This is a genomic window from Nocardia sp. NPDC060259, from assembly GCF_042728775.1.
Classification (GTDB): Bacteria; Actinomycetota; Actinomycetes; order Mycobacteriales; family Mycobacteriaceae; genus Nocardia.
In genome coordinates this window covers 1-20,191 of record NZ_JBHXAY010000116.1, presented here as the reverse complement: position 1 = coordinate 20,191, position 20,191 = coordinate 1, and the positions used below count along the sequence as shown (strand labels likewise).

Below are 20,191 nucleotides of genomic sequence, written 5' to 3'. Positions count from 1 at the left end.
GCGAAGTACTGGCCGCGGTCGAGCGGGCCCACACCGACCTCGCGCTCGGCACCGCGTTCGTCCCGGCGCCACCGGCGATGACGCTCGGTGGCGCGGCCTTCGTGCCGATGGTCGCCGCCGCCGAATCCGCCGGGGCGGCCGCGGTGAAACTGCTCGCCGACCTGCCCGCCAACCGAGACCGCGGGCTCCCGGTACAGCGGTCGGTGATCGTGGTGACTTCCGCGGCCGACGGCAGCTGTGAGGCACTGATCGATGGACGGCTGGTCACCGCCGTGCGCACGGCCGCCGCCAGCGCGGTGGCGACGAAACACCTCGCACGGCAGAATAGTTCGGTCCTGGGACTGGTCGGCGCGGGAGGCCTCGCCGTCGAACACACCCGCGCGATCGCCCTGGTCCGCGACCTGAGTGCCGTGCTGGTCTGGTCGCGCTCGGCGGAGACGATCGAGCGGTTCCGCGCCGCCGTCGCCGATCTCGGTCTCGAGGTGCGGGCGATGGCCGGACCGGAGGCGGTGACCCGCGCCGCCGACATCCTGTGCACGCTGACTCCGTCACGGGAACCGATCGTGCGGGGCGCGTGGTTCGGCGCCGGCCTGCACGTCAACGCGGTCGGCGCACCCCCGCGCGCCGACCACCGCGAGGTCGACGGCGAAGCGATGCGCCGCGCGAGCGTGGTCGTAGACTCGGTCGGTACCACGCTCACCAAGTCCGGTGACACGCTGCTCGCCCTCGCCGAGGGCGCGATCACCGAGGCGGCGGTGAGCACCGAGCTGGGTGAGGTCATCGCGGGCCGGACCCCCGGTCGTGTCGGCGACGGCGACATCACCCTGTTCAACTCGGTCGGCATCGGCCTGCAGGATCTGGCCGCCGCCCGCCTGATCATCGACAGGGCTCGCGCCAACGGCATCGGAACGGAAGTGGACCTCGCGACATGACCGCACTCACCGAGATCGACATCACCCACCTGCGTCGCGCCATCGACCTCGCCGGTCAGGCATCGGCGCGCGGTGACCGGCCCTTCGGGGCGGTCGCCGTCGACCGTGACGGCCGCGTGCTCGCCGAGGGCGCGAACGCGGTGAGCACCAGCGGCGACGTCACCACCCACGCCGAACTGGTCGCGATCACCACCGCCACCGCGGCCGGACACGCCGAGGCGTTGCGCGGCTCGACCGTGTACGCGAGCGGCGAGCCGTGCCCGATGTGCGCCGCCGCCATGGTGTGGGCGCGAGTCGGGCGGATCGTCTTCGCCGCGGCGGCCGCCGAATTCGGGCAGATCCTGCCAGGCAAGCCGACTTTCGCGCTGACCTGCGCCGACCTGGTCGCCACCTCCAACGTGGCGGTCGAGGTCAGTGGACCACATCTGGGCGAGGAAGCCCTGGACGTCTTCCGCGCCGCCGCGAGGGGCTGACCCGGAGTCCCGGTCGCCGCCACGGCGACCGGCACCGATCACCGGACCGGAACGGACTCTCCGCCCAGGTCGCGCTGTTCCTCGATCGCCTCGGGCGTGCCGGGCACCTGGGTGCCGCGCAGCGAGACGCCCTTGGTCTCGATGAGGAAATAGGCGGCGATCAGGCCGACCAGACAGGCGCCGAACATGTAGTACGCCGGGAACAGGTGATCGCCGGTGGCCTCGATGAGCGCCTGGTTGACCACCGGCGCGGTACCACCGAACAGCGAGGTCGCCACGTTGTAGCCGATCGCCACGCCGGCGAAGCGCACGATCGTGGGGAACATGGCCGGGAAGGTCGCCGAGATGGTCGCCAGCTGCGGCGCGTAGAGCAGGCCGAGGATCGCGAAGCCGGCGATGGCGCCGGTCAGCGAGCTGCCGATCAGCTTGTACACCGGGATGACCATGATCATCAGCGCCGCGCACGAGAACATCCACATCGGCCTGCGGCCCACCCGGTCGGAGAGGGCGCCGAGGAACGGCAAGGTCACCAGCATGGCTATCTGACCGATCAACGGGACCAGCAGCGCATCGGATTCCTCCATGCCCAGCGTCGTCCCCAGATAGGTCGGCGTGTAGCTGAGCAGCGAATAATTCACCACATTCAGCGCGATCACCAGGCCGAACAGGGTCAGGACTGGACGCAGGTATTTCGTCACCAGATCGCGGTAGACGCCGGTCACTTCCTCGGTTTCGTCCTTGCTCTCGACCTCGCGGAATACCGGCGTGTCCTCCACCCGATTCCGCAGGTACATACCGATCAGACCCAGCGGCGCCGCGATCAGGAACGGCAACCGCCAGCCCCACGATTCCATCGCCGTCGCGTCGAGAATATTCACCAGCAACAGGGCGACAAGATTGCCGAGCGTGAATCCGGCGAGGGTGCCGACTTCGAGAAAACTGCCGTAGAAACCGCGTTTGCGGTCGGGCGCGTATTCGGCCATGAATGTCGCGGCGCCGCCGTATTCGCCGCCTGCGGACAATCCCTGGACCATGCGCAGCAGGTAGAGCAGGATCGGGGCGGCAATGCCGATGGCCTCGTAGCTGGGGATCAAGCCGACCGCGAGGGTCGAGGCCGCCATCAGCACGATGGTGGTGGCGAGCACGCGTTTGCGGCCGATCCGATCGCCCAGCGGCCCCCAGATCATGCCGCCGATGGGCCTGATCAGAAACGACACCGCGAATCCGAGCAGGGTGTAGACCACGCTCGATCCCGTCCCGTCGCCGGGAAACAACGACGCGGCGATATACGTCGCCAAGTAGGCGTAGACGCCGTAGTCGAACCATTCGACCGCATTTCCGATCGCCGATGCACCGATGGCACGGTGCAGCACCGATTTCGATTCCTGTGACATCCGCAAAACCTCTCGTCGTCGCCCCCTCGGACTACCCGGCAATTTCGCCGGGCAAACGTTGCGACTACGCGAAGAATGCCCTGAGCTCAGGCGAGATCCGACAGTTTGCCTGCGAGAACGGACTTTTCCCGTTCGTTGCCGCAGAGCCGCACCGCCTCGGCGAGCGCGGCACGCGCCTCGTCGGTACGGCCGAGCCGCGTGAGAAGTTCGCCGCGCACACTCGGCAGCAGATGCGAATTCGCCAGCGCCCCATCGGCGGCCAGTTCGTCGACGATGGGCAGCGCGGCGGCGGGCCCGTCCGCCATCGAGACCGCCACCGCCCGGTTCAGCTCCACCACCGGCGACGGCGCGAGCCTGCCCAGCGCCTCGTAGAGCAGCACCACCCGCTCCCAGTTCGTCGCCTCGACCGACGATGCGACAGCATGACATTCGGCGATCGCGGCTTGCAGGCCGTACGCGCCGAGCCCATTGCCCACCTCGGCGGCCTTGGCCAGCGCGGCCCTGCCACGCCGGATCGCGGAACGGTCCCAGCGGCGCCGATCCTGCTGTTCGAGCAGCACCGGCTGCCCGTCGGGGCCGGTTCGGGCGGGAAACCGCGCCGCGGTCAGTTCGAGCAGCGCCAGCAGCCCGTACACCTCGGCGTCGTCCGGCATCAGCCGGGCCAGCACCCGCGCGAGCCGCAGTGCTTCACCGGCGAGGTCGAACCGGATGAGATCGCCGCCCGTGCTGGCCGATGACCCCTCGGTGAAGATCAGGTAGATCACCCCGAGTACCGATCCCAGCCGGGCGCGACGTTCGGCCGCGGGCGGCACCTCGAACGCGACCTGCGCCGCGCCGAGCGTCTTCTTCGCCCTGGTGATCCTGGCCTGCACGGTCGCGGTCGGCACCAGGCAGGCTTTGGCGATCTCGTCGCTGGTCAGACCGCCGACCACGCGCAATGTCAAGGCCAGCCGGGCTTCCCGCGACAGCACCGGATGACAGGAGATGAACATCAGGGCGAGCACGTCGTCGTCGATCTGATCGGGATCCCACAGGACCTCCGCCGCCGCCCGCACCGGGCCGGCCGCGTCGCCGCCGGTCAGCACGCCACCCTCGCCGAGCGTGCCCGCGAGGGTGGCGTACCGCTCGTCGAGGGCGGCGCGGCGCCGGAACGCGTCGATCGCGCGGCGCCGTCCGACGGTGAGCAACCACCCGGCCGGTTGCCGTGGCACGCCGTCGCGCGGCCACGTCACCAGTGCCTCGGCCAGCGCCTCCTGCGCGAGATCCTCGGCCATCGCGAAATCGCCGGTGTAGCGGGCCAGCGCGCCGACGATCCGGGCCGATTCGATCCGCCAGACAGCCGCCACGGCTTCCCGGCCGGTGTGGTGGGTCATCGTCGTCGTGCTCAGAGCTGGCCGGTGGCCTCGCGCCAGGCGCGTTCCTTCACGATCCAGGTATTTTCCTGCGGGAATTCGTCGATGCTGGGGACTCGGCGGATCTCGGTCTTGATGCCAGGGCCGGTCATCGGCATCCGCTTGGCCCATTCCACCGCCTCCTCCTTGGAGGCGACATTGAGGATGTAGTAACCGCCGAACAGTTCCTTGGTCTCGCCGTAGGGTCCGTCGGTGACGACCGGGGGTTCCGAGGCGTAGTCGACGACCACCGTGTCGGCGGCGTCGTCGAGGCCCTCGGCGGCGACGAGCACGCCGGCCCGGATCAGTTCGTCGTTGAACTTGCCCATGGTTTCCAGGACCTCGTTGAAGTCGAGCTGGGTAGCCCTGGCCCAGGCGTCGTCGGTCGCGCGCATGATCAGCATGTACTTCATGGTGTGTCTCCTCGGGGTAGGTGCGGATCCTTCGTTCATCCCTAGGTCGAACGGGCCACGACACCGATCGACAACCGATCGAAACTTTTTCCACGACTATTTTCCGCAGCCTACGACGGCGACCGGGTGACCGCACGATCGCGAGTCCCCGATCCGGGTACCCGCGACGGCTCGGCGTGATACATCTCGGAGGGACCTGTCACGCGACACAGCGGACGGGCAGAGAGGCAAGGAGTCCATCGTGAGCGCAGTCCTCGTCGAGCAACGCGAGCATGTGCTGGTCGTCACCATCAACCGGCCGCAGGCCATGAACGCGGTCGACGCCGAGGTCAGCACCGGTGTCGGCGAGGCGCTCGAGCAGGCCGAGGCCGACGCGCAGATCCGGGCCGTCGTGCTCACCGGCGCCGGGGAGCGCGCGTTCTGCGCGGGTGCCGACCTCAAGGCGCTCGGCCGCGGTCAGGGGATTCTTGCTCCGGGACATGAGGATTGGAACCTGGCCGGGTATGTGCGTCATCCGATCAGCAAGCCGACCATCGCCGCGGTGAACGGCTTCGCGCTCGGCGGCGGTACCGAACTCGTCCTGGCCAGCGACCTCGCCGTCGCCGCCGAGACCGCCACGTTCGGCCTGCCCGAAGTCGCCCGCGGCCTGTTCGCGGCCGCCGGCGGCGCCTTCCGGCTGCCCGAGCAGCTGCCGCGCAAGGTCGCCATGGAGATGATCCTCACCGGCGAACCGATCACCGCGGCGCGCGCGCTCGAACTCGGGCTGGTCAACCGGGTCGTCCCTGCCGATCTGGTGCTCGACGCGGCCTTGGAGCTGGCGGGCCGGATCGCCGCGAACGCGCCGCTGGCGGTGCAGGCGAGCAAGCGGGTCGCGCTCGGCCTGGTCGACGGCAAGATCGCCGACGACGCGGCCTGGGACCTCACCAACCGCGAGATCATGGGTGTCGCGCGCACCGAGGACGTCCGCGAGGGCACCCTCGCCTTCGCCGAGAAGCGCAAGCCCAACTGGCAGGCCCGCTGACCGCGATGCGGATTCTGATTCTCGGCGCCTCGGGTTTCGTCGGCAGCGCGCTGCACGCGCAGCTCGGTGAACGCCACCAGGTCGTCGGGACGAGCAGGTCGGGGAACGGGCTGGTCCCCCTGGATCTCGCCGATGCCGATGCGGTCCGCGCGCTCGTCGCGGACCGCGTCGACGTGGTGATCCACAGCGCCGGGATCGTGGATCTGGCTACCGCCCAACGGGATCCGGAGGCGGCCTACGCCGCGAACGTCGCACCGATGGCGGCGCTGCTCGACGCCGTCGACGACGCGGGCGCGAAACTGGTGTACCTGTCGACCGACAACGTGTTCGACGGCACGCGCGACCACTACGACGAAACCGCCCTGCGTACCCCGATCAATGTCTACGGCTGCACCAAGGCCTCCGCCGAACAGCTGGTCCTCGCCCGCGACGGGCACCTCGTCGCCCGGCTCCCGCTGGTCTACGGCCGCAGCCCGCGCTCGGACAAATTTCTCGCCCGCTTCGCCGCACCGGCCATCGAAGCGCGCACCGATATCGTGTGCAATCCGCTGTATCTGCCCAGCCTGGCGCCCATGCTCGAGCACCTCGCCGACGAGACCGGGGTGGTCCACCTGGCCGGTGCGGAGACGGTGAGCCGCTACGACCTGATGACCCGCGTGCGCGACCGGCTCGGCGCACCCGCCCGAATTGTGCCCACCGACAACGATTCCGCGCCACCGGACTGCCCGCGACCACGGCGGCTGGTTCTGCGCAGCGTCCGGCACACCCTCGCCGGACCCGGGATCGACGCCGCCCTCGACGACCTCATCGGCCCTGCGCCGACGCCTCCGCCTGCGCGCTGATCGCCGTCCCCATCCACCGGCGCAGATAGCGCCGCAGCTCCTCGTCGCCGCGCGGCGGATTTCCGGGTGAGAGGAAGAACGACTGCATGGTGCGCAGGGCGTATTCGACGAGTCCGCGCAGCGCCGGTTCGTCGTATCCGTAAGCCGCCCAGTCGACATCGAAGCGCCGGATCATCGTCATGCCGAAGGCCTGCGCCTCGTCGGAGGTGAGGCTGTCGGTGTGCAGGTTCGAGTACGAACTCGACAGCAGGATGCCCAGGTGCGGGGTCTGGCGGACCTCGGTGAGGGTGTAGACGACGGCCTCGATCATCGCGTCGGCCGGGTCGTCGAGCCCGCGAACGTGCGCGGTCAGCCGGTCGAGGAAACCGTCGACCGAGGCGATGGCCGCGGCCGTCATCAGCGCGTCGGCGCTCGGGAAGTACCGGTAGACGGTCTGCCGGATGACACCGAGCGATTCCGCGACGTCGGCGATGCTGATCTCCGCTCCCGTCCGGCCGATGAGATCTACTGCCGCGGCGATGATCCGGCGCGCGGCCTCCGCATCGTCCGCCGGCGGACTGCCACCCCATCCACGTCTGCGCGCCACCGGGTGGACGCTAGCACAACCCCAGGTCACAGCGAATTCCGTGAAAGTGATCATACACGAGAAGGCTCATACGTATGATTGCCTCATCACCCGAGCGGCAGGCACACGCCCGAACAACGAGGTACTCCACCGTGACCGACCTTCATGTCCGCAAAATGGACTTCGCCTTCTCCGACTACGACGTGCCGTTCCTGTGGAACCCACAGAACCCGGCGTTCTCCTCGATGGCCAATGCCGTCTCGTTCCTGGCGATCGGCTTCGAGAAGATGATCGTGCAGCTCATCACGCAGGCGAAACCGCAGATCACCGACCCCGAAGTGGCCGAGGAAGCCGACGCGTTCATGCGTCAGGAGGGCCAGCATTCGACCGCACACCGCCAGCACGTCAAGGCGCTGATCCGGCGCTATCCGGGTCTGCAGCAGACCCTGGACGCGGTGATCGCCGAGTTCGACAAGCTCACCGCGAGCACCCCGATCAAGTACCGCCTGGCCTACACCGCCGATCTCGAGGCGACGTTCACGCCGGTGTTCAAGCTGATGCTCGACAACGACTCGACCCTGTTCGCCCCCGGCGACGACCGGGTCGCCTCGCTGTTCATCTGGCATTTCGTCGAGGAGGTCGAGCACCGCAGTTCGGCGCTGATCATCTTCAACTCTGTGGTCGACAGCGAGCTGTACCGGATGCGGGTCGCGCCCTCGATCTTCCGGCACGTCCTGCAGGTGATCCGCGTGGCCTGCGAAGGCTTCAACGAGCATGTGCCGCTGGCGGATCGGCAGGTCGACGCGCTGTCGATGTTCGCGAACTACCGTCGCGGGCAGACGCTGCGCCGGTTGCTGCCCGGGCTGCGGCCCGCCGACAACGGCACCATGCCGCGCGCGTTCGACGATCTGGGCCTGGGTGAGCAGATCGTCGCCCTGGGCGGCATCATCCGCAGCCAGATGCCCCGGCACAATCCCGCGCACGAGAACCTGCCTGCGCTGGCCGACGAGTGGTTCCGACGCTATGACGAGGGCTACGACGTCACCCGTTGGTACACCGCCGATTCCGTCAGTTCGTAGGAGGGCCGCCCGATGGCCGAACACTGTTCACCCACCTTCGCCGAGCTCGCCACCCAGCTCGGTTTCTCCTGCGAGGAAGCGGGCGGTCTGGTCGAGTTCCGCAGTCCCTTCGCCCTGGAGAACTGGACGCTGCCGGTTCTCGAGATCACCATCGTGCTCGGCGCGATGCTCGCGCTCTGGTACGCGATCGTGCGCCTGCGCCGCCACGGTGACCCCACCGATCTGGTGCTGTGGTTCGGCGCGACCGCCTACCTGTTCGTCATCGAGCCGCCGCTGTACTTCCCGGCCGCGTTCGGCATCGAGGACCATGTCGACACGATGTTCGCGCACAACGTGTTCACCGTCGACTTCCTGTGGGGCCGATTGCCGATCTACATCGTGGCGATCTATCCGCTGATGGCCACGCTGGCGTTCGGGATCGTCCGGATGCTCGGCATCTTCCGGCAGTACGGCGTACTCGTCGGCGCGACCTGCGTGGGTTTCGTGCACCACGCGTTCTACGAGATCTTCGACCATCTCGGTCCGCAGCTGCGGTGGTGGGAATGGTCGGTCGACAATCCGATCAACCAACCGATGTTCGACTCGGTGCCGGTGGGCAGCGTGGTGGTGTTCGCCGCGCTGTGGCCGATGTCGCTGGCGTTCTGCGTGCAGTACTTCGTCGGCCGTCAGGTCGATCAGGGCCGCGATTTCTCCGGCATCGAATTGGTCTGGCGCACAGTGGTGATCGGTCTGCTGGCCTCGGTGGGCACCTTCCTGCTGCCGCTGCCTGCGACGGTGCTCGGCATGAGCAGTACGACGGTGCGCGGCGTGGTCTACGCGCTGGAACTGGTCGTGCTCTCGGTCGTCGCCGCGGTCGTCATGGTTCGCCAGTGGCGGCGACTGCGTCAGGGTGGCGCGACGGGTCCGCGCTCTCTGAACCCGTTCGTCCAGCGCTACGCCATCGTCTATCTCGTGGTGATGGCCGTTCTCTGGATCACCGCCCTGCCCGCCTTCCTCGACGCCGTCGACGGTGAGACGAGCAACGGCGATCCCCTCGGAAATCCCTGGTACACGCTGGCCTGCTTCGGTATCGCGATCCTGTCGATCCTCGCCACGTTCACCGTGCCACGTGTGGTCTCCGAACAGAACGAGCCGCAGGTGGAGAGCAAGGCGGCAACCGGCTAGCTCGGTCGCTCGATCTCGGCCGCGCCCCACGGCCGAGATCGAGAACCGTCGAGTTCCCCGCGCACGCCGGACCGCGCCCACCTGCGCCGGTGGGTGTGCCGACCACAGGTCCGACGGATATATACCGGTCCGTACCATCGACTTATGAGCGTCACCGACCATACCGAGCGCACGGCCGACACCAGTTCGCCCGAGACCGGGACGCAGACGGCCACGCCGGAGAAGGTCGTGCGGCGGCGGCCCAAGAACCGGCGCGCCCAGATCGCCGCGGAGGCCGCGTCCGCGTTCGGCGCGCACGGGTACCACGGTGTGAGCATGGAGGACATCGCGGGCAAGCTCGGGATCAGTTCGGCCGCGCTCTACCGGCACTACCGCAGCAAGTACGCGTTGTTCCGGGAGGAGCTGTTCCGGCTCGCCGATGTCACGGTGGCGGCGGTGACTCTGCCCGAGGACGCGGCGGAGTGGTCGCCGCGGGAACGCCTCGACCATGTCATCGACGCCGTCATCGCCAAAACCATCGGTAATCGGTCGACCACCGCGCTGGTCCGCTGGGAACGGCGGTATCTCGACGAGGCCGACCGGCAGGCCCTCGACGACAAATTCGCCGAGGCGGTTCGCCTGCTCGGCGGGCTGGTCCGTGAGCTGCATCCCGGACTCGCCCGCGACGACATCGCCGTCCGCTCCGTGGCAGTGTTCAGCGTGGTCAGCAGCATCGGCGACCACCACGCGAGCCTGCCGACCAGGCTGCTCACTCCCCTGCTCGCCTCGACCTGCCGGGCGCTGATCGATGTCGACCTGCCCGCGCAGGAGCCCGCGCGCCCGCCGGCCGAGCCCGACACCGGGTCGCCGTTCATGCACGAAGTGCTGCTGTCGAAGTCGGTCGAACTCTTCCATGAACGCGGCTACCAGAATGTCAGCGTCGAGGACATCGCCTCCGCGGCCGACCTGGCCACCGCCTCGGCCGTCTACCGCTACTACCGCAGCAAGAGCGACCTGCTCGCCGCGGCGTTCCGCCGCGCGGCCGATATCGTCTCCGGCGCGATCGGCCCCACAGTCGCCGCCTCGACCTCCCCCGCGCACGCCCTGTCGTCCCTGATCGACATGTACGTCCAGGGCTCCTTCGCCGAGCGCGCCCTCACCTACGTCTATTACGCCGAATTCGGCAATGTCGCCGCCGAAGACCGGGTGACGCTGCACCACATCCAGCAACTGGTCATCGCCGAATGGACCAAACTCCTCGTGCAGGTCCGCCCCGAGCTGACGGAAGCCGAAGCACGCATCCTCGTCCACGCCGGCTTCGCCCTGGTCGTCGACCTCGGCCGCGCCTTCGGCGACGAGGGCGTCGCCCCCCAGAACCGCGTGATCACCCTCCACCGCACCACCCTGTTCGGCCACGCCTGACGACAACTCGCTGCCGCTCCGCCGGTGGAGCGGCAGCGAGTGCCGGTGCGAGACAGAGGGTTACAGGCCCAGTGTGCGGCCGATGATGTCGCGCTGGATTTCGCTGGTGCCGCCGAAGATGGTGGAGACCAGGGCCCCGCGGACATGCTTTTCCATGTCGAACTCGCGGGCGTAGCCGTAGCCGCCCATCATCTGCATGCCTTCCAGCGCCACCCGCTTGCTGGTCTCGGTGGCCTTGAGCTTGGCCATCGAGGCCTCCCTGGCGAGCACCTTGTTCGGGTTGGCGTCGGCTTCCCTTGCCACGCTGTAGATCAGCAGCTTGGTGCATTCGATCTCGGTGGCCAGGTCGGCCAGGCGGTGGCGCAGCGACTGGAACGAGCCGACCGGCCTGCCGAACTGCTTGCGCTGGGTGACGAAGGCGATGGTGTCCTCGAAGGCGCGCTCGGCGGCGCCCAGGCTCATCGCGGCCAGGATGAGGCGCTCGAAGTTGAGCCCGGTCATCAGCTGACGCCAGCCGTTGCCCTCCTCGCCGACCACCGCGTCCTCGGGCAGCACGCAATCGGTGAAGTACAGATCGTTGGTCTCGGTCTGGTTGCCCATCAGCTCGATCGGGGTGATCTGCAGGCCGGGGGTGTCGGCGGGCACGTGGAACATGGTGAGCCCTTCGTGCTTTCCGCCCTCCTTCGAGGTGCGGGCGACGAGCAGGATGTTCTCGGAGATGTGGGCGTTGGAACACCAGGTCTTCTGGCCGTTGATCAGCCAGCCGTCGGCGGTCTTGACCGCCTTGGTCGACAGGTTGCCCACGTCCGAGCCCGCCTCGGGCTCCGACATCGAGATCGACTGGGAGGCACCGCGAACGATGCCGCGCAGCACATTGTCCTTCTGCGCCTCGGTGCCGAACTTGGCGTAGGCGCCACCGGTGATCAGGGTCGGCCCGATCGCCCCGATCGGCAGCATCCCGCGCAGGCTCTCCTCGAGCAGAATGCACATGTCGACCATCGAGGCCGCCGACCCGCCGTACTCCTCGGGAATCGTCAGGCCGAGCCAGCCGAGCTCGGCCATCTTCGCGTACACGCCGGGGTTGTGCTGTTCCTTGTCGTGCTCGGTCAGCGCGTCACGCTGCTCCCGGGTCCCCGCCTCACGCTTGGCGAACGCGGCCACCGCCGCGGCGAAATCCTTTTGTTCCGGGCTGAATTCGACGCCCATACTGTCCCTCTTCTTCCGTGCTGATCGATGGTTGGGTCTACTTGGCTCGCCCGAAGCGGAAAGCGGTGAGCTTGCGCACCGTCGACAGCGTCGACTCGGTACGGGCGAACGACAGCAAGGCCATGCCGGGAATCTCGAAGCGCTGCCGCGCGATCGAATGCGGCCGGGTGAAACCGAGCAAGCCTGCGGCTCCGTGGATGCGGCCGATGCCGGACTCGCCGACACCACCGAAGGGCAGCGCCGGGATCGCCGCGTAGGCGGCCGGGCTGTTCACCGAGGTCGCGCCGGCACGCAGCTTGCGGGCGATCTCCATGCCGCGCTTGCGCGAGAACACCGACGAGGCGAGCCCGTATTCGGAGGCGTTGGCCAGCTCGATCGCCTCCTCGACATCGCGCACCGCGCGCACGGTGAGTGTGGGACCGAAGGTCTCCTCGCGGACCGCGGCGGAGTCCTCGGGCACGTCGAGCAACACGATCGGGCGCACGAACGGCGCCTTGATCGACTCGGGGCCGCCCACCAGCGCGGTGCCGCCCTTGGCCAGCGCGTCCTCGACGTGGCTCGTGATCACGTCGACCTGGCTCGGCAGTGTCATCGGGCCGTAGGAGGCGTCCGGACCCGAGCCCGGCGTCAGGTCTTCGACCCGCTTGGTGAGCTCGGCCAGGAACTCGTCGAGCACCGAGGCCACCACGTAGCAGCGCTCGGTACCCACACAGGTCTGGCCGGAGTTCGCCATCGCCGACCAGGCGATCGCGTCGGCGGCCGCGGCCACCTCGGCGTCCTCGGCCACGATCGCCGCGTCCTTGCCGCCGCATTCGAGCACCACCGGGGTGAGCCGCTGCGCCGCGGCGGCCATGATCCGCTTGCCGGTGGCGGTCGAGCCGGTGAAGGCCACCATGTCCACGCCAGACTCCACCAAGGCCCGGCCGGTGTCGCCCGGGCCTGTCACGACAGTGAGGATGCCGTCGGGCAGGTCGGGGTTCGCCTTGGCGAAGGCATCGGCGAACCAGTGGCCGACGCCGGTGGTGAGCTCACTGGGCTTGAACACGACGGTGTTGCCCGCGGCCAGCGCGTAGGCGATCGAGCCGTTGGGCGTGTACACCGGGTAGTTCCACGGGCCGATCACGCCGACCACACCGTGCGGGCGCTGCTCGATCACGGCCTCGTGATTGGCCATCATCAGGCCAGGCCAGACTTTCTTCGGCCCGAGCACCTTGTGCGCGTTCTCGGCCGCCCACGCGAGGTGTTCGACGGCGGTGATCACCTCGAGGTAGGCGTCGTCGGCCGTCTTGCCGTTCTCGGCGCTGATCAGCGCGCAGAACTCCTCGGCATGGTTGACCAGGTGCGCGCCCCAGCGCAGCAGCGCGCGTTTGCGATCCTTGAATCCGAGTTCCCGCCAGGTGTCCGCAGCCCGTCGTGCCAGGGCGACGGCGGCGCCGACGCTGTCGGCGTCGTCGATCGGCCAGCTGCCGACCTGCTCGCCTGTCGCCGGGTTGGTCGTCACCAACATCGGCACGGAAACAGTTGCGGTAGTGGGGGTTTCGGTCATCCTCGACCATCCTTCAAGTAGCCCGGTGGCGGTGTCGCGACACTCCGGCCGCACGTGCCGTCCGGGGATCCGGCGGCCCGCACGACCTATTGACACGGTATGTCGGAGGCCGCTAAGTTAATCGTGATTCTCATTAAGTTAATCACGATTCTCGCCGGTTGCAAAGAGCCGTTCAGGTTTTCATCGCGACCGGCGAGAATCGTCGAATCCGGAGGGAGAGCGCGATGCTGCGCACCCGATTCACCGAGGCATTCGGTGTCGAGCACCCCATCGTGCAGGGCGGGATGATGTGGGTCGGCCGAGCCGAACTCGCCGCCGCGGTCTCGGAGGCGGGTGGCCTCGGCATCATCACGGGCCTGACCCAGCCGACGCCGCAGGCGCTGCGGGAGGAGATCGCCAGGACCAGGGACCTCACCGACAAGCCGTTCGGGGTGAATCTGACGATCCTGCCGTCCATCACTCCCCCGCCGTACGAGGAGTACCGGCAGGCGATCATCGACGGCGGGGTCCCGATCGTGGAGATCGCGGGCGGCAATCCGGCCACCCACCTGCCCTTTCTCAAGGATGCCGGGATCAAGGTGCTGCACAAGTGCACCAGCGTCAAGCACGCGCTCAAGGCACAGCAGGTCGGCGTCGACGGCGTGAGCATCGACGGTTTCGAATGCGCCGGTCATCCCGGTGAGAACGACACACCGGGGCTGGTGCTGATCCCCGCGGCGGCGCGTGAGCTGGAGATCCCGATGATCGCCTCGGGCGGCATCGCCGACGCCCGCGGCCTGGTCGCCGCCATGGCGCTGGGTGCGGACGGGGTCAACATGGGAACGCGGTTCCTGTGCACCGTCGAGTCGCCGATCGCGCACACGGTCAAGGAGAAGATCGTCGCCAACACCGAGCTCGACACGAAACTGATCTTCCGGACCATGAACAACACCGCCCGGGTCGCCGACAATGCCGTCAGCCGCCAGGTCGTCGAGATCGAGCGCGGCGGCGGCACCTTCGCCGATGTGCGTGATCTCGTCGCCGGTGCGCGGGGGCGCAAGGTCTACGAGGACGGCGACGTCGACGCGGGAATCTGGAGCGTCGGCCAGTGCCAGGGCCTGATCCACGACATCCCCACCTGCGGCGACCTCGTCGCGCGGATCGTGCGCGAGGCCGAGGACCTCATCGCGGGCCGGCTGGCGGGCACGATCGTCGAGGCGGTGGCGCGATGAGCGAGAGCATGCACGTCGACTCCGAACACGGCGTCCTGCGCATCACGATCGACCGCCAGGCCAGGATGAACGCGATCGACCTCGCGACCATGGCCGAACTGTCCGCGGCGATCACGACGGCCGCCGACGAGCCGAGCACCCGGGTGATCGTGCTGACCGGCGCGGGCAAGGCCTTCTGCACCGGCGCCGACCTCGCCGCCGCGGCCGCCGCGGGCGGCAACGAGGCGACGCCGGAGCTGGTGATGGACACCGCCAACGGCGTGATCCGCGCGATCGTCGACTCCCCGTTGCCGGTGATCGCCCAGGTCAACGGGCCCGCCGCCGGCGTAGGCGCCTCGATCGCCCTGGCCGCCGATCTCATCTATGCCGCCGACAGCACCTACCTGTTGCTGCCGTTCACCTCCATCGGCTTGATGCCCGACGGTGGCGCGACGGCGCTGGTGGCGGCCGCGATGGGACGCGCGCGGGCCGCGGAGATGGCCCTGCTCGGTGGCCGCCTGCCCGCCGCCGAGGCCGCCGCGGCGGGCCTGATCACCGCGAGCGTGCCCGCCGCCGAGCTCACCGACCACGTCGACACCATCGCCGCCAAGCTCGCGATCGGGCCCCGGCGCGCGCTGCAGCTGACCAAGGCCGCGATCAACGCGGCGACCCTGTCCGAACTCGACAGCGCGCTCACACGGGAGAAGGACGGGCAGGTCGAACTGCTGACCTCCGCCGACTTCCTGGAGGGGATGACCGCGATGTTGACCCGCCGCGCCCCGCAGTTCACCGGCGCTCCCCGCCCGATCGCCGACCCGGCCTAGTTCCCCTCGAGGAGACGACGATGTCCACCGCCGTAGAACCGATGCGCTCGCGACGCAATCACTGGATGAACCAGATCGCGATCCACGCCACCACCATTCCCGACGCGCCCGCGCTGCGCTACCTCGGCAAGACCACCAGCTGGCGGGAACTGCACGAGCGGGTCGGCAAGCTCGCCGACGCCCTCGCCCGGCGCGGTATCGGCCCCGGCGATCGCGTGCTGATCCTGATGCTCAACAACACCGAGTACATCGAATCGGTGTTCGCCGTCAACACTCTCGGCGCCATCGCGGTCCCGGTGAACTTCCGGCTCACCCCGCCCGAGATCGCCTACCTGGTCACCGACAGCGGCGCCACCGCCATCATCACCGAGGCGATGTTCGCCCCGCTGGTCACCGCGGTGGCGGGCCAGACCGGCGGGCTGGACACCCGCATCGTGGTCGGCGTGGGAACGTGCGAGGGACTGCTCGGCTACGACGATCTGCTGGCCGAGGAGGGCGAACCGCACGAGCCGCGCGACGTCACCGAGGACACCGCCGCCCTGATCATGTACACCTCCGGCACGACCGGAAACCCCAAGGGCGCGGTGCTGACCCACCTCAACATGAACTCCCAGGCGCTGACCTGTATCCGGGCCATGCGCTACAGCGCCGACGACATCGCCTTCTGCGCGTCACCGCTGTTCCATATCGCCGGATTGGGTTCCATCGCCTCCTGTTTCGTGCTCGGCGCGCTGACGGTGATCCATCCGCTCAAGGCGTTCGACGCCACCGAGGTTCTCGACGCGTGGGAGCGCGAACGCGCCACCTCGGTGTTCCTGGTGCCCGCCCAGTGGCAGATCGTCTGCGCCGATCCCTCGGTGCCGCAGCGTGATCTGCGTCTGCGGGTGATCAGCTGGGGCGCCGCGCCCGCCTCGGACACGGTGCTGCGCGCCATGGCCGAGACCTTCCCCGACGCCCTCAATGTGGCGGTCTTCGGCCAGACCGAGATGTCGCCGATCACCTGTGTGCTCGACGGCGAGGACGCGATCCGCAAGTTGGGTTCGGTCGGCAAGCCCATCCCGACCATCGCCACCCGGATCGTCGACGACGAGATGAACGATGTCGCCCCGGGCGAGATCGGCGAAATCGTCTATCGCGGACCGACATTGATGCGCGAGTACTGGAACAACCCGCGCGCCACCGCCGACGCGTTCGCCGGCGGCTGGTTCCACTCCGGAGATCTGGTCCGCCGGGACGACGAGGGGTTCGTCTACGTCGTCGACAGGAAGAAGGACATGATCATCTCCGGCGGCGAGAACATCTACTGCGCCGAGGTAGAGAACGTGCTCTTCAGCCATCCCCGCATCCGCGAAGCGGCGGTGATCGGCCGGGCCGACGACAAGTGGGGCGAGGTGCCGGTGGCGATCGTCGCCGTCGAGGACGCCGACGCGATCAGCCTCGCCGATCTCGAAGAGCACCTCAACGCCCACCTGGCCCGCTACAAACATCCGAAGGACCTCGTCGTGGTGGACACCCTGCCGCGCAATGCCGGCGGCAAGGTGGTCAAGCACGAACTGCGCAGGCTGCACGGTTCGGTGCCCGTCGCCGGCAGCTGAGCGAGCCGATGACACGGTCCCGGTGACGCCACTCCCCGCGTCGCCGGGACCTTTCGGCTGGGTGGACCTGGTCAGCTGCCGAGGAAGTCCTCGATCGCAGGCCAGGTGGTGTCGGCGGCGGCCGGGCCGGCGAGCAGGCCGAGGTGGCCGCCGGGGACATCCACGAAGCGGGTTTCGGCGGCGTTCGGCAGGATCTCGAGCCCGCGCCGCACGGCGGTGGCGGGCACCACCATGTCGGTGCGGCTGCCGACCAACAGCACCCGGCAGGTCACCTTGGCCAGCTCGATCACCAGGTCGGAGCGCACCCGGATCGAGCCGCTCGCGAGCTCGTTGCGCACAACCAGGCTGCGGTAGATCTGCCAGAACGAGCGGCCGGGATAGCCCGGCATGCTGGACATAAAGCGGTCTGTCGCCTCCATCCGGGCCAGCGCCTCGGTGTCCAAGGCGTTGCGGGCCAGGAACATCGGCCGGGCGAGTTCCCGGTCGAAGGCCTGCAACCGGAAACCCAGCTGGACGAACTCTTGCGGGATGCCGCCCATGAGCCGGGTCGCCAGCGCCATCCCCCGGCCCCCGGTGATCCGGCCCGCCAGGCGCAGCGGCTGCAGCAGTGGGGTCCTTGCCTGGTCGATCGGGGTGGCCAGGCCGGTGATCGAGGCGATCGGCAGGTCGGGGTGGGCGGCCGAGGTGAGCAGGGCCATCGCGCCGCCGAGGGACCAGCCGATGATGTCGATCGGCCCGTCGTGCTCGTGCGCGACCCGCAGGATGGCCTCGGGCAGGATGTCGTGGGTCCAGTCCTCGAGCCCGAGATCGCGGTCGGCGTAACCGAATCGGCCGTAGTCGACGACATAGGGCTGCCTGCCCTGGTCGAGCAGGAAGCGCACGAGGCTCTGTCCCGGCCGCAGGTCGAAACAGGCCGGTGTCACGGCCAGCGGCGGCACGAGCAGGACCGGATTCCCGGTCGCCTGCGTCGTGCGGTCGTACCGCTTCAGGTGCCGGTGCTTGCCCTGGTAGACGGTTGTCGACGGCGCGGGCCGCGACGACTCGAGCCCACCGCCGAACGACACCGACCACACATTGCGTACCGCACGCTGTGCGTCGGCAACGATCCCCATCACCAACACATTCCCCTTTACCTCACCACGGCTGCCGGACGGCAGTTCCTCACCAGTTCGAGTCGTCAGGCCGCGCGGCGGGCGGCGTCGGCCTGCCCGCTGCGGTAGGACCGGGTCGCGGAGCCGGTCAGCGGCCGCGCGAAGAGCACCTGCGCGGCGGCGCGGACGAGACCGGCCAGACCGCGGCGGCCGGCCGGCAGACCGAGCACGCTCCACACGGTCTGCGTCTGCGACGGCGTCACGGTCTCGCCGGCGAACCGGTCGGCCAGCCAGTTCAGGCTCAGCGGCGTCGACATCGCGAGCAGTGTGATGTGCTCACTGAGCCGGTCACGCAGGTAGGTGACGTGCGCGCCGTGCCCGCGATAGCGGTCGACCAGCGCGTCGATATCGGCGGTCGCGATGATCTGGTCGTGCACGGCCTGCACGACCAGCAGCGGCACGGCCGGTGCCCTGGTACCCAGCTCGGCGTCGGCGAACACGGCGGCCATGTCCGCGAGAGCGAGCAGCTCGGCGAGCGGGACGGAGGTGTGCCGGTCGACGTCGTAGCGCGCCAGCCGCAGGACCGCCGCGCCCGTGGTCGAGCGTGCGGCCTTGTCGAGCACGGCCTGACCCGCTTCGTCGACCACGCTCTCGATGACGGCGTCGAACGCGGGATACACCCGGCGCAACGCGGCAACGACCAGGGTCGGCAGCCCGGCGTGCAGGCTGCCGTTGAGCCGGTGGAACGTGGACACCAGATCACCGACCGGCGAGCCGAGCACCGCACCGGCGATGTCGAGTTCGGGTGCGTAGGCAGGCGCCATCTCGGCGGCCCACGAGGTCGCGAGGCCACCACCGGAGTAGCCCCACAGCCCGATCGGAGCCTGCGGATCGAGACCGAGCGGTTCGAACGACAGCGCGGCCCGGATGCCGTCGAGGGCGCGATAGCCGGGTTCGCGCGGGGCGCCCCACGCGCCGAGCATGCCCTCGTGATCCGGGATGGAGATGGCCCAGCCTCTGGTCAGCGCGTCGACGAAGCACAGCAGTTCGACATGGGCGAAGGTGCCGATCGCGCGCGAGCCCTTCTGCAGCACATAGGACGGGAACCCGCGCGAGGACACCGCGTCGATGGCGCATTGGAACGACAGCAGCGGCGTCCCCGGTCCCACGTCCGCGGGCGCGAGCACGGTCGTGACCGAGGCGTCGGGCTTCCCGTCGAGGTCGGTCGTGCGGTACAGCAACTGCCACGCGGTCACCCTCAGCGGGATCCTGCCGAAGGCGGCCAGTTCGACCGGACGCCACCGCAGGACCGTGCCCTCGGCGAGCTGCTCGAATCCGGCCCGCGGCTGATAGAACGGGTCGTTGTCGGGCAGCGTCGCGAAGGTGGGCGCGGGCCAGCTCTCGGTGCGCGAGCGGGCGTGGTCGGCAGTCAACGTTGTACTCCAGGGGATGGCACGCGGGTGTGCGAGACAGGGAAAACGGGCCGGTCGCGGTGACCGGCCCGTTTGGGCGGATCGTTGCCGGTCAGGCGGCTCTGCGGGCGGGCTCGCTGCGATAGCGCGAGGCCGGGCCGTCGATGCCGAGCAGGCGCCAGGTGAGCTTGGCGAGCAGGTTCATCATTCCGGTGCCCTCCACCAGCGCCCGCACATCGGCGAACACGTCACGCTTCGTTGCCTGCGACGCCGGGCTGCCCCAGTAGGCCTCCCGCATCACCTCGTCCGGGATGCCGAACTTCTCCACGAACTGCTTCGGCGGCGTCGCGATCATGTCGAGCATCACGCGCATGGCGATCGGGAAGGCCACCGACAGCACGGTTTTCGTGATCGGGTTCATCGACGGCACGTTCTTGCGCAGGTACTCGTGCGCGAAGGAGATATGCCGCGCTTCCTCGGCCACATGGATCTGCATCACGCGCTGCACCATCGGATGCATGTCCACCCCGCCGCGCAGCAGCGACTTCTGCAGGTGGTCGATCGGCTCCTCGCCGCCCAGGATCATCGTGAAGAACAGCTCGGGGAAGTACTTCACCGCGGGCCAGATGGCCATCGTCAGCTTGCGGTCGAT

The 20,191-nt window shown here is 68.9% G+C and carries 19 protein-coding genes; 10 read left to right on the top strand and 9 right to left on the bottom strand.

Annotated elements, in window-relative coordinates; all coding sequences use genetic code 11:
• Both ACFWF2_RS28955 and ACFWF2_RS28950 read left to right on the top strand, forming a co-directional pair.
• Nucleotides 1-932 (top strand): ornithine cyclodeaminase family protein (locus tag ACFWF2_RS28955; RefSeq protein ID WP_379310628.1); only part of this gene is annotated, 932 nt, incomplete at its 5' end.
• On the top strand, nt 929-1,405 hold the full coding sequence (locus ACFWF2_RS28950) for a nucleoside deaminase (RefSeq protein WP_379310627.1): 477 nt from the start codon (nt 929-931) through the stop codon (nt 1,403-1,405). The genes ACFWF2_RS28955 and ACFWF2_RS28950, both read left to right, overlap by 4 nt.
• Before the next feature lie 38 nt (nt 1,406-1,443).
• Here the strand turns inward: ACFWF2_RS28950 and ACFWF2_RS28945 are convergent, their stop codons facing one another.
• The 3 genes from ACFWF2_RS28945 to ACFWF2_RS28935 all read right to left on the bottom strand — a co-directional run bounded on the left by ACFWF2_RS28945 (nt 1,444) and on the right by ACFWF2_RS28935 (nt 4,603).
• Entirely contained in the window at nt 1,444-2,799 is a 1,356-nt protein-coding gene (locus ACFWF2_RS28945) for an MFS transporter (protein WP_379310625.1), read from the bottom strand.
• An 86-nt stretch (nt 2,800-2,885) separates the two neighbouring features.
• Entirely contained in the window at nt 2,886-4,172 is a 1,287-nt protein-coding gene (locus ACFWF2_RS28940) for an RNA polymerase sigma factor (RefSeq protein WP_379310624.1), read from the bottom strand.
• A gap of 11 nt (nt 4,173-4,183) precedes the next feature.
• Nucleotides 4,184-4,603 carry a YciI family protein gene (locus tag ACFWF2_RS28935; RefSeq protein ID WP_379310623.1) on the bottom strand — a complete coding sequence of 140 codons (420 nt, stop codon included), beginning with the start codon at nt 4,601-4,603 and terminating at the stop codon, nt 4,184-4,186.
• A gap of 238 nt (nt 4,604-4,841) precedes the next feature.
• Between ACFWF2_RS28935 and ACFWF2_RS28930 the strand changes: the two genes are divergently transcribed.
• On the top strand, nt 4,842-5,624 hold the full coding sequence (locus ACFWF2_RS28930) for a crotonase/enoyl-CoA hydratase family protein (RefSeq protein ID WP_379310629.1): 783 nt from the start codon (nt 4,842-4,844) through the stop codon (nt 5,622-5,624).
• A 5-nt stretch (nt 5,625-5,629) separates the two neighbouring features.
• Nucleotides 5,630-6,466 (top strand): SDR family oxidoreductase, encoded by an 837-nt coding sequence (locus ACFWF2_RS28925; protein ID WP_379310621.1) that lies wholly within the window; start codon nt 5,630-5,632, stop codon nt 6,464-6,466.
• Here the strand turns inward: ACFWF2_RS28925 and ACFWF2_RS28920 are convergent.
• Nucleotides 6,429-7,052 (bottom strand): TetR/AcrR family transcriptional regulator, encoded by a 624-nt coding sequence (locus tag ACFWF2_RS28920; RefSeq protein WP_379310620.1) that lies wholly within the window; start codon nt 7,050-7,052, stop codon nt 6,429-6,431. The two genes, ACFWF2_RS28925 and ACFWF2_RS28920, sit on opposite strands and share 38 nt — an antisense overlap.
• Before the next feature lie 131 nt (nt 7,053-7,183).
• Between ACFWF2_RS28920 and ACFWF2_RS28915 the strand changes: the two genes are divergently transcribed.
• The 3 genes from ACFWF2_RS28915 to ACFWF2_RS28905 all read left to right on the top strand — a co-directional run bounded on the left by ACFWF2_RS28915 (nt 7,184) and on the right by ACFWF2_RS28905 (nt 10,675).
• Nucleotides 7,184-8,110 (top strand): metal-dependent hydrolase, encoded by a 927-nt coding sequence (locus ACFWF2_RS28915; RefSeq protein WP_379310619.1) that lies wholly within the window; start codon nt 7,184-7,186, stop codon nt 8,108-8,110.
• A gap of 12 nt (nt 8,111-8,122) precedes the next feature.
• Nucleotides 8,123-9,274 carry a hypothetical protein gene (locus ACFWF2_RS28910; protein ID WP_379310618.1) on the top strand — a complete coding sequence of 384 codons (1,152 nt, stop codon included), beginning with the start codon at nt 8,123-8,125 and terminating at the stop codon, nt 9,272-9,274.
• Between the two features lie 144 nt (nt 9,275-9,418).
• The gene (locus ACFWF2_RS28905; protein WP_379310617.1) at nt 9,419-10,675 is read left to right on the top strand and encodes a TetR/AcrR family transcriptional regulator; all 1,257 of its coding nucleotides are present in this window, start codon (nt 9,419-9,421) and stop codon (nt 10,673-10,675) included.
• Nucleotides 10,676-10,735: 60 nt separating this feature from the next.
• Here the strand turns inward: ACFWF2_RS28905 and ACFWF2_RS28900 are convergent, their stop codons facing one another.
• Both ACFWF2_RS28900 and ACFWF2_RS28895 read right to left on the bottom strand, forming a co-directional pair.
• Entirely contained in the window at nt 10,736-11,881 is a 1,146-nt protein-coding gene (locus ACFWF2_RS28900) for an acyl-CoA dehydrogenase family protein (protein ID WP_379080804.1), read from the bottom strand.
• 37 nt (nt 11,882-11,918) lie between these two features.
• Nucleotides 11,919-13,427, bottom strand: coding sequence for an aldehyde dehydrogenase family protein (locus tag ACFWF2_RS28895; RefSeq protein ID WP_379310616.1), 1,509 nt, complete (start codon nt 13,425-13,427; stop codon nt 11,919-11,921).
• A gap of 224 nt (nt 13,428-13,651) precedes the next feature.
• Between ACFWF2_RS28895 and ACFWF2_RS28890 the strand changes: the two genes are divergently transcribed.
• The 3 genes from ACFWF2_RS28890 to fadD5 are packed head-to-tail and all read left to right on the top strand — an operon-like array spanning nt 13,652 to nt 17,036.
• On the top strand, nt 13,652-14,638 hold the full coding sequence (locus tag ACFWF2_RS28890) for an NAD(P)H-dependent flavin oxidoreductase (RefSeq protein ID WP_379310615.1): 987 nt from the start codon (nt 13,652-13,654) through the stop codon (nt 14,636-14,638).
• Entirely contained in the window at nt 14,635-15,441 is an 807-nt protein-coding gene (locus tag ACFWF2_RS28885; protein WP_379310614.1) for an enoyl-CoA hydratase-related protein, read from the top strand. The genes ACFWF2_RS28890 and ACFWF2_RS28885 overlap by 4 nt, the downstream gene beginning before the upstream one ends.
• A 20-nt stretch (nt 15,442-15,461) precedes the next feature.
• Complete coding sequence (gene fadD5 / locus ACFWF2_RS28880) at nt 15,462-17,036, top strand: fatty-acid--CoA ligase FadD5 (RefSeq protein ID WP_379310613.1); 1,575 nt, start codon at nt 15,462-15,464, stop codon at nt 17,034-17,036.
• A 71-nt stretch (nt 17,037-17,107) separates the two neighbouring features.
• Here fadD5 and ACFWF2_RS28875 read toward each other — a convergent pair whose 3' ends face one another.
• From ACFWF2_RS28875 to ACFWF2_RS28865, 3 genes are all read right to left on the bottom strand, one after another.
• On the bottom strand, nt 17,108-18,148 hold the full coding sequence (locus tag ACFWF2_RS28875) for an alpha/beta fold hydrolase (protein WP_379310612.1): 1,041 nt from the start codon (nt 18,146-18,148) through the stop codon (nt 17,108-17,110).
• A gap of 65 nt (nt 18,149-18,213) precedes the next feature.
• A complete protein-coding gene (locus ACFWF2_RS28870) occupies nt 18,214-19,560 on the bottom strand; it encodes a lipase family protein (RefSeq protein WP_379310611.1) in 1,347 nt (448 codons plus the stop codon).
• Nucleotides 19,561-19,651: 91 nt separating this feature from the next.
• On the bottom strand, nt 19,652-20,191 hold a 540-nt coding region (locus tag ACFWF2_RS28865; protein ID WP_379310610.1), incomplete at its 5' end, for a diiron oxygenase.